The organism is Holospora elegans E1, from assembly GCF_000648275.1.
In the GTDB taxonomy this organism is placed as follows: Bacteria; Pseudomonadota; Alphaproteobacteria; order Holosporales; family Holosporaceae; genus Holospora; species Holospora undulata_A.
Map to the genome: position 1 here is coordinate 1 of NZ_BAUP01000083.1, position 7,710 is coordinate 7,710.

The following is a 7,710-nucleotide window of genomic DNA, read 5'->3' on the forward strand; positions in this document are numbered from 1 at the left end:
TTCCTATACTGATGGTCCTTACTTACTAACTCTTCTAAACTTACCATTGTTATTTGCGTGCTCGACACTTCTTTCACCTTGCCTTGATTTTTTCCTTCTTATACCAAAAATTACCTTATCTCGCAACACTCCCATTCTAAAAAGTCCATATTAGTTATTAGGAAGGAAATTTGTTAAACGGCCGTCATAAAAGTGATTTCAAGGTAGAACGCGTATAATTTTTTCATTCGTTCGTTGGGGATTGTTTTTATATTGACTTTTCATTAAGGCATGCTAATTAACCCTTAAGAGGCCTGGATAATCTTGTCCCCATGTGTGGATATTTTGTAGATAACTCTTATTATTTTTTGCAAAAACCCCTTGATTTCCAAGGACAAATTGAGTGTTTTTGGGGTGTGGATAACTCTGTGGAGAAAAAACCCAAATTATCCCATTGACTCCCAGATATTCCCATGCAATGCTTAATACAGTCATAAGGTGTGATTTTATAAATAAGTGCAATTATTTTTATCAACTTTTCAAAATAAGATCGATAAAAAAGGGCGTGTTTCGGTTCCTGCTTCTTTTAGAGCAGTTTTAAGTGAGCAAGCTTTTCAGGGAATTGTTGTATTTCGCTCCTTAACACTTCAAGCGATTGAAGGATTTAGTATGGCGCGCATGGAAAAGCTTAGTCAGGATTTAGACCAATTGGACGTGTTTTCTCAAGATTATGAAGATTGGACAGCAAGCATTTTTGCAGATTCTCACCAACTTCCTTTTGATTCTGAAGGGCGCGTGCAATTACCCGAATTTTTTTGTACTTATGCCGGAATCACCGATGTGGTGGCATTTATTGGAAGAGGAAAAAGTTTTCAGCTCTGGAATCCTTCTACATTTTTAGATTATCAAAACTCAGCTCGAAATCGCTTAAAAAATAAAGAACACGGCTTAAGAGCAATGGTGTAAAGACAGATGCACATTCCTGTACTCTTTCAAGAAATTAATTGTTTGTTAAAAACATTAAAAGAGATACCTTCTTTTCCTGTAGTGGTGGATGGAACTTTTGGAAGGGGGGGACACACAAATCTTTTGCTAAAACACTTTCCCGAAAGTAAAATTTTTGCTTTTGATCAAGACCCAGAAGCCATTAATTGGGGAAAATCTCAAAATTTCTATAAAAATATTTTATGGGTACAGGACTGTTTTTCTAATTTTGTTCATCACATTCATGAGCCTATATCCGGGATGATATTAGATTTGGGAGTTTCTTCCCCTCAATTAGATCAACCAGAAAGAGGATTCTCTTTTCGGTCTTGTGGACCTCTAGATATGCGTATGAGCAAATCAGGAATTACAGCAAAAGATATATTAAAAAATGCGTCAGAAAAAGAATTGAGTAATATATTTTGGACGTATGGTCAAGAACGTCGCGCACGTTATTTTGCAAAAATCATAAAAAATCATAAAGGACCTTTAGAAACCACTACAGATTTAGCGCAATGCATTTGTAATGCTTTGGGGATCAGAAAAAAAACATTTGATCTTCACCCAGCTACACGTGTATTTCAAGCATTGCGTATTGTCGTAAACCGCGAGCTGGAGGTGTTGTTTCAAACTCTTCCTAAAGCTATTTCTTCTTTGGCACCTTTTGGTATCTTAATTGTGATTAGTTTTCATTCTTTAGAAGACGGCATTGTAAAACGAGCCATTCAAGCTTGTTCTAAAGACCAGTATCGATTTTCAAAAAAACCTATAATTCCTACTGATTTGGAAATCAAAGAAAATCCCAGATCGCGCTCTGCCAAATTGCGCTGGGTGCAACGGTGTGAGGCCTTGTTATGAATCTAGCACACACTACGTTTTTTTGTGAAAAAATGTTATCAAGAATAATTTTAATAAAAATAGTAAATTTTTGTGTTGAAGCGCTAACGATCGTTGTTCAGGTTCAATACAGTTAATAAGAGGTGGATTTATGAAAATTGTGTTATGTTCGTCCTTTATAATGGCCACATTGTCAGGGATGTTTTTATTTCATGTAAAATATCAGGTCATGGCGTTAGAGCGAGAATATCAAACCGCCCAAAGTCAATGCGTTCAATTAGAGGAACAAATTTCTATTCTTCAAAGTCAGTGGTGCTATTTAACACGTCCTGAGCGAGTTGAAGCATTAATTAATCATCATTGGTCTCATTGGGGAAAACTAAATTTAGATCAAGTTATACAGTGGCCAAATACAGTCTTTGTCGCAAAACAAGGTTCTGATTCCTCTTCTGGGACTCATTTCTAGGTTAACGAATAAAAATCATTAAATCAACTCAATAAAAGGAGCCAACATTGTCTTTTTCTTCTTGTCTTATTTTGGGAGAGTTACAAGATAAACTTCAAGATGTTCTTGATTATCCTATTGGAATCTATGACAGCGGATTGGGCGGAATAAAAGTACTTTTAGACCTATATCGAGCTATGCCCGACAGACGTTTCGTGTATTTTGCAGATTTGCATCATATGCCTTATGGAGAGCGATCCTCTGATTCTGTTGTGCAATTATCTCAAAACAATGTAAAATTTTTAGAAAAACAAGGATGTATTCTAATTGTTGCTGCCTGCCATACCAGTACGACGTGTTTAAAAGCCAACAATATTGTGCCTTCAAATTACTTTATAAGCATGGCAGAAAGTTTGTACGCAGTAATTCAAGAGGCGGTTTCAGAACAATGTATTTCAGAAGTTACAGTTTTAACAACTCAGCGAACTCTTGATAGTGGCGTGTATCAAGCTCATTTGCTTCAAAAGATGCCTAGATTGACTCTTCATGTTGTGGCTTGTCCTTCATGGGTATTGGCCATTGAATCCCAAGATGAAGACGAAAAATACAAGGCAGTTAAAGAAATATTGCCTTATATTTATAACACTTCTGCTATTGTTTACGGGTGTACGCATTTTTCTGAGATGGATGCAGTATTAAAGGCCTGCCTTCCTTCTAAGTGTTTAAGATTAGATCCCAGTTCTGCACTATGCGGGGCTCTTAAGCGTAAAGGAGGAAGAAAGCCAAAAAATTTAATAGATTCAAATCAGATTCGAGTAATTACGAATGGGGCGCTTGCACCCCAGTTAGAACACTTTATTAAACACTTTTCAGGAAAATGTTCTGGGGTTGAGTATATTTCTCCAACAAAACTTTGGAAGTCTGTAAATTTTTTTGACGTTAGTTAAAAGTGCTGTGGTTTAGATTTATGGATTAAAATTAAGCGTATTCAATATTTTTTGAAATGAGGGATTTGACGTAGTGAAAGTCATTAATAAATTGAACTTTATTAGAATTCTTCGTAAACTGTTACTTAACTAACTCCATAGTATAGATAGCAAAAATAAGATTAAAATCTAAGTCCAAATCTTCTTCTATTTCTGCAGCGATGATTATATAGCAAAAGCTAAATAAAATGATTTTAATTAATAATTTTATGAGATATTCAGTAAATTTTAGACGCAGAGAGTTAGAAATCAGAGAGGAAGGAGGGCTATAGTAATTTAGGTTGAATTGGGTGTAATTTTTTTGTTAAAACAAAAGGAAAATGACAAAGAGCTACAGCAACGATTTAAGACAAAGGAGAATAGAATATTTAGATGAGGAGAACGGGTATATTAAAGCATCGCAACTATTTAAAATCAATGTATCAGTGATAGGCGGGTGGCATAAAAAATGCAGACAAGAAGGCAGTTATTTTCCTAAGAGGCGTGGTGGCTCAGAAAAAAGATTGACTTAGAGAAGTTTGAAGCGTACGTCAAAGAAAACCAAGATATACCCTTGAAAAAAGCTGCTCAAGAATTTGGGGTACACTCAGTTACTGGTTAAAAAGATTAGGCTATAGCTTAAAAAAAAGACTTTTCCTACGTGGAAACAAGCAAATAAAAGCGAAGTTAGTATCAAGAATCGATAAATATATGGCGTATCCAAATATTGTATATATTGATGAAAGCGGCATTGATATGGCTATGTGCGAAGACAGAAGGTTGGGGCAGAAAAAGTAAAAAGTTGGCTGGCAAAAAGAGTGGGATCAAAGAACAAATAGTATTGCCGGTTTGGTTAATAACAGGCCGATAGCACCAATGGGGTTTAACGGATCTTGCGACGCAGTATTATTCTAAGCTTGGGTAGAAATTTCTGATCAAGGAACTAAAACCTGGCCAAGTTATCATTATGGATCATACTCCCCCTCAATTTTTTGAAGGGTCTTTAAAAGATCCGAAAGACAGCCTATTTTATTAAAAATTAACAACAATGTTTAATGCAAATGAACCTTCGTACTTAGTATGATCGATCAGCGAAAGGTTCAGCATCCTGCGCTGATCCACAAGATGAACTCTCCAGCTTCAATAAAATCCAAGCTTGAACGCGTCAGGCGTTTTTTTAAAAGGACAAGGAATTGATTCTGGACTCTTCTCAAAAGCCTTGATATCAAGCATTTTGGAGCAAGTTCCTAAAATGCATTTAATGCTCGATGGCACCAATTGGAAGTTTGGAACGCAGAATATCAATTACCTCGTACTAGCTGTTAGAGTTGGAAAGATTGCATTTCCTTTGTTTTAGAGCAAGCTTGATCACCAGAAAAATTCGCACACCCAAGCACGCATCAGCTTATTAAACCAATTTAAGGAAATCTTTGGGGGCGATAAAATTCTCTCCTTTTCAGCTGATCGCGAATTTGTGGGCAAAAATTGGATCACTTATTTGTGTGACTTATTTGTGTGACTACACGATCCCTTTTTTATCCGTATAAAAGATAATCCATTGGCCAACTTCGGCACCTCTAAAAAGCCTTTGAAGGATTTTTTTACTCACCTAAATACGGACGAAAGCCGCCATCTGTATAACATGCTGGACGATCCTAGGGGGGGTATCGTAGGTAAAAAGATTAAAGATGAGCACCTTGTCATTTGCTCAAGATAAAAACCGGGTACTAAACAAACAAAGATGGGACATTGAACGGCTGTTCAGAACTATAAAAACGCAAGGGGTTAACCTTGAAAATCCCCCTATGAAAGATTTGGGAAGACTTTCCAAACTTATGACCATTGTCGCTGTTGCTATTTTATACGCTTTTATAACGGGCCTTACACAAGAATGTGCTTACAAAAAAACAGTCAGAGCGCCTTTGTTATTCATACTTCACAAAGGGACTCAGGTGGATCAAAGATAAACTCTTATTCTTTGATTTCAGAGATCTTTTAAACTACCTGAAAAAAAGTGAGGGGGAGTATGAAAAAAAAGGGGGGGGTAAGAAAAAAACTTTTAATGAATCAGTGTAAAATGGATTAATCTGAAACTTTTTACTTTATGGGGAGGGGTATTTTATTCCATAAATCAACATAAAAATGCTTTTCAGATTTTTTTTCGCAATAAGCAACCACCCCCCCATATATAAAAACCATTTTTCTTTTTTAAAGCGTGACGCGTTACCAGAGATTATCAAATCGTTTGTTTTGTGTACAATGCGTGTCTTTTTACATTAAATACCTACCTTACAAACTAATCAGAAGATTCGGAAAGATTTTTTCTAAAACGATCTAAAATAATAACCTTGGAATCTTTTTCTTGCTCAGATTCTGAATGTGCTAAATTTTTTTCTTGAGCGGGATAAAATTGAAGAGCGAATTTTTCATCCGGGTCAATAAAAGATCGTAACGCTTTAAAGGGAACAACAATTAGGTGTTGATGCTCGTCAAAAGCTAACTCCACAGAAAAAAGGTCATCTTTGATCCGTAAATTCCAAAATTGGTCATGTAACAAAATGGTCATTTCCTCTGTATACTTAATACGCAACGTTTTATCCATTTGTACACCAGAAATTCTGGGATCAAAGGTAAAATAAAGCTGAGGTGGTTTTTCTGTTTTTTTTGCAAGAAACTGAAGAGCTTTTCGAACAACGCTGTATTTTCCTTCTTCAACCCATAGATGATATTGCATGTCTCCTCTCTCAATCTTGGGAGCTTTCTGTTGCCCGGCGCTCCCAAAACCGCTGACTTAGTGTTAGTCTACTGGAGCGCTCTAAGCTGCTACAGCATACCTTACACGACCCGAAAGACTGTTGTTTGCAACATTCTTCACGAATACTTTGCCAAATGCGTTATTAAAGTTCGCATTTATGTTTTTGGCCCGAAACACCGGTACCATGGTGAACGAAAGCTATACGGTTCAACGCACGTCGATCCTAATTCGCCCCCACATAAAAAGAATATCCATCTCATAAGGTGGAGGCGCCGGGCTCTGCCCCCGGGTCCGCAACGTCTACTGCTTATAGTGTTTATCGTTATAGCCAAATGGCTCCTTTACTCTAACATATTTTTTATTTTAGGGCAATAGAGACTAGGCCAGAAATGGAAAAAATTTAGAAGAAAAAAGCTATGCTTGTAAATCAAAGTCTTATTAATTAACGTTTTCATAAAGATCATTACCTACCAAGAGGGACGGTAAACAGAAGAAACTGCAGAAGGTTTATTTAAGCGAGCTCTTAAAGGAAATTTGTACTTTAGCGTTAGCAGGACCTGAGTGTAAACAGGGCGAAGATTTACAAGAACTGCTCCTCCTAAATCAGTAAACGCAACTGTAGCTTTTTTTTTACCACATATATTTGCGGTAATATCTATTCCCATTAAAAATACGGGACTTACTTGAAAATCTGCCCCAACTCCCAAAACTGCTCCTTTAAACCAATATACTCTGGAAGGAACCACAAGGCGAGTTAAGGTGCTTCTTTCAAGACTGATCCCTGTGCGCGTCATCATGAATCCTGATTTCGCATAAAAAAACACGCGTCGAACTAGAGGGCCAAATCGAAGACCAGTGCTCCAGAATCCTTTGTTCTTTATAAGCAATTTTTCTTCAAAATGTACTGCAGAGGGCGCTGCATCATTATTTTCATCAGGATAACGATAACTTCCTGGAAATGCAGCTTTTCCTAATGTTGTGCTTAAGGAGCCGTTTAAAAAGTACCCCAGCATCCATCCTTTTCCAGACTGTCCCGAGATTTTGAAGTCATAGCCCGTTTCTATACCTGCAACAAACCCATTTTGAGAGACCCCATCTTGAAGTTGATCCGGGCGAATATACCCAACTCCCATAGGACCTTTAGGAATTTCAATATCTATCGCTGCCAGTTCGCTTCCCATACCTCGCGTTGGGCAATTATTAAAAGCTCCTGAGCAGTATCCTAAATTCAGTCCCATAAATCCTCCTTCTCGAGCGCAAGGAACACCGCATTTTTTGAAACAGGAGGCTCTTTGAGGGGTCAAAACAGGAACAAAAAAAATAAAAGATTTTGTAAAATTTATCAGATTTTGGAAAATCTTAGAGTGCTCAAAAAAAAATCTCTTCTTTATCTCTTTTTTACGTATTTTTGGGAATAAGGGCGCCGTCTTGAATAAATAATCGAATAAAAATCGTGTTATCAAAACGCTCTTAAAATCTTCAGAGCCAAAAACCACTTTCATAACTCTCCTTAATTTTTGCCTTATTTATTATTCATAAATTATTTAGTACTGTATAGTTAGTTTACTAAAGGTTAAATGCTCAAAGAGATTTGAGGTTAAAAAGCATCACATGATTGCTAAAATTTTAAACTTACAAATCAAGAACTGAATCAGAATTTTTTTATTTTATATTGTGTTTTTGTAGACAAAATCAAATAAAACGGTAATAGTTTTTTATTTTTTATAATAACATTCGTTTTTTTT

General features: G+C 36.4%; 11 protein-coding genes and 1 other RNA gene. 9 read left to right on the top strand and 3 right to left on the bottom strand.

The window, feature by feature from the left end:
- Positions 1–495 precede the first annotated feature (495 nt).
- From mraZ to HE1_RS03285, 9 genes are all read left to right on the top strand, one after another.
- The gene (mraZ, locus tag HE1_RS03255) at positions 496–945 is read left to right on the top strand and encodes a division/cell wall cluster transcriptional repressor MraZ (RefSeq protein WP_006288229.1); all 450 of its coding nucleotides are present in this window, start codon (positions 496–498) and stop codon (positions 943–945) included.
- 6 nt (positions 946–951) lie between these two features.
- A complete protein-coding gene (rsmH, locus tag HE1_RS03260; protein ID WP_006288228.1) occupies positions 952–1,821 on the top strand; it encodes a 16S rRNA (cytosine(1402)-N(4))-methyltransferase RsmH in 870 nt (289 codons plus the stop codon).
- Between the two features lie 130 nt (positions 1,822–1,951).
- Complete coding sequence (gene ftsL, locus HE1_RS03265; RefSeq protein WP_024161425.1) at positions 1,952–2,266, top strand: cell division protein FtsL; 315 nt, start codon at positions 1,952–1,954, stop codon at positions 2,264–2,266.
- A gap of 47 nt (positions 2,267–2,313) precedes the next feature.
- Complete coding sequence (locus HE1_RS03270; RefSeq protein WP_006288226.1) at positions 2,314–3,192, top strand: glutamate racemase; 879 nt, start codon at positions 2,314–2,316, stop codon at positions 3,190–3,192.
- A gap of 359 nt (positions 3,193–3,551) precedes the next feature.
- A complete protein-coding gene (locus HE1_RS03275; protein WP_035544706.1) occupies positions 3,552–3,743 on the top strand; it encodes an IS630 transposase-related protein in 192 nt (63 codons plus the stop codon).
- Positions 3,734–3,832 (top strand): hypothetical protein, encoded by a 99-nt coding sequence (locus HE1_RS09965; protein WP_278243237.1) that lies wholly within the window; start codon positions 3,734–3,736, stop codon positions 3,830–3,832. Before HE1_RS03275 ends, HE1_RS09965 begins: the two co-directional genes overlap by 10 nt.
- Before the next feature lie 534 nt (positions 3,833–4,366).
- Positions 4,367–4,567: a hypothetical protein gene (locus HE1_RS03280; RefSeq protein ID WP_035544709.1), complete on the top strand. Its 201-nt coding sequence runs from the start codon at positions 4,367–4,369 to the stop codon at positions 4,565–4,567.
- Positions 4,568–4,768: 201 nt separating this feature from the next.
- Complete coding sequence (locus tag HE1_RS08865; protein ID WP_162531230.1) at positions 4,769–4,927, top strand: hypothetical protein; 159 nt, start codon at positions 4,769–4,771, stop codon at positions 4,925–4,927.
- The gene (locus tag HE1_RS03285) at positions 4,899–5,177 is read left to right on the top strand and encodes a transposase (RefSeq protein WP_035544712.1); all 279 of its coding nucleotides are present in this window, start codon (positions 4,899–4,901) and stop codon (positions 5,175–5,177) included. The genes HE1_RS08865 and HE1_RS03285 overlap by 29 nt, the downstream gene beginning before the upstream one ends.
- A 329-nt stretch (positions 5,178–5,506) precedes the next feature.
- Here the strand turns inward: HE1_RS03285 and HE1_RS03290 are convergent, their stop codons facing one another.
- From HE1_RS03290 to HE1_RS03295, 3 genes are all read right to left on the bottom strand, one after another.
- Positions 5,507–5,944, bottom strand: coding sequence for a ClpXP protease specificity-enhancing factor SspB (locus tag HE1_RS03290; RefSeq protein WP_052567290.1), 438 nt, complete (start codon positions 5,942–5,944; stop codon positions 5,507–5,509).
- Positions 5,945–5,960: 16 nt separating this feature from the next.
- Positions 5,961–6,341: a transfer-messenger RNA gene (ssrA, locus tag HE1_RS07250) on the bottom strand.
- Between the two features lie 91 nt (positions 6,342–6,432).
- Entirely contained in the window at positions 6,433–7,203 is a 771-nt protein-coding gene (locus HE1_RS03295) for a hypothetical protein (protein ID WP_162480265.1), read from the bottom strand.
- Positions 7,204–7,710 lie beyond the last annotated feature (507 nt).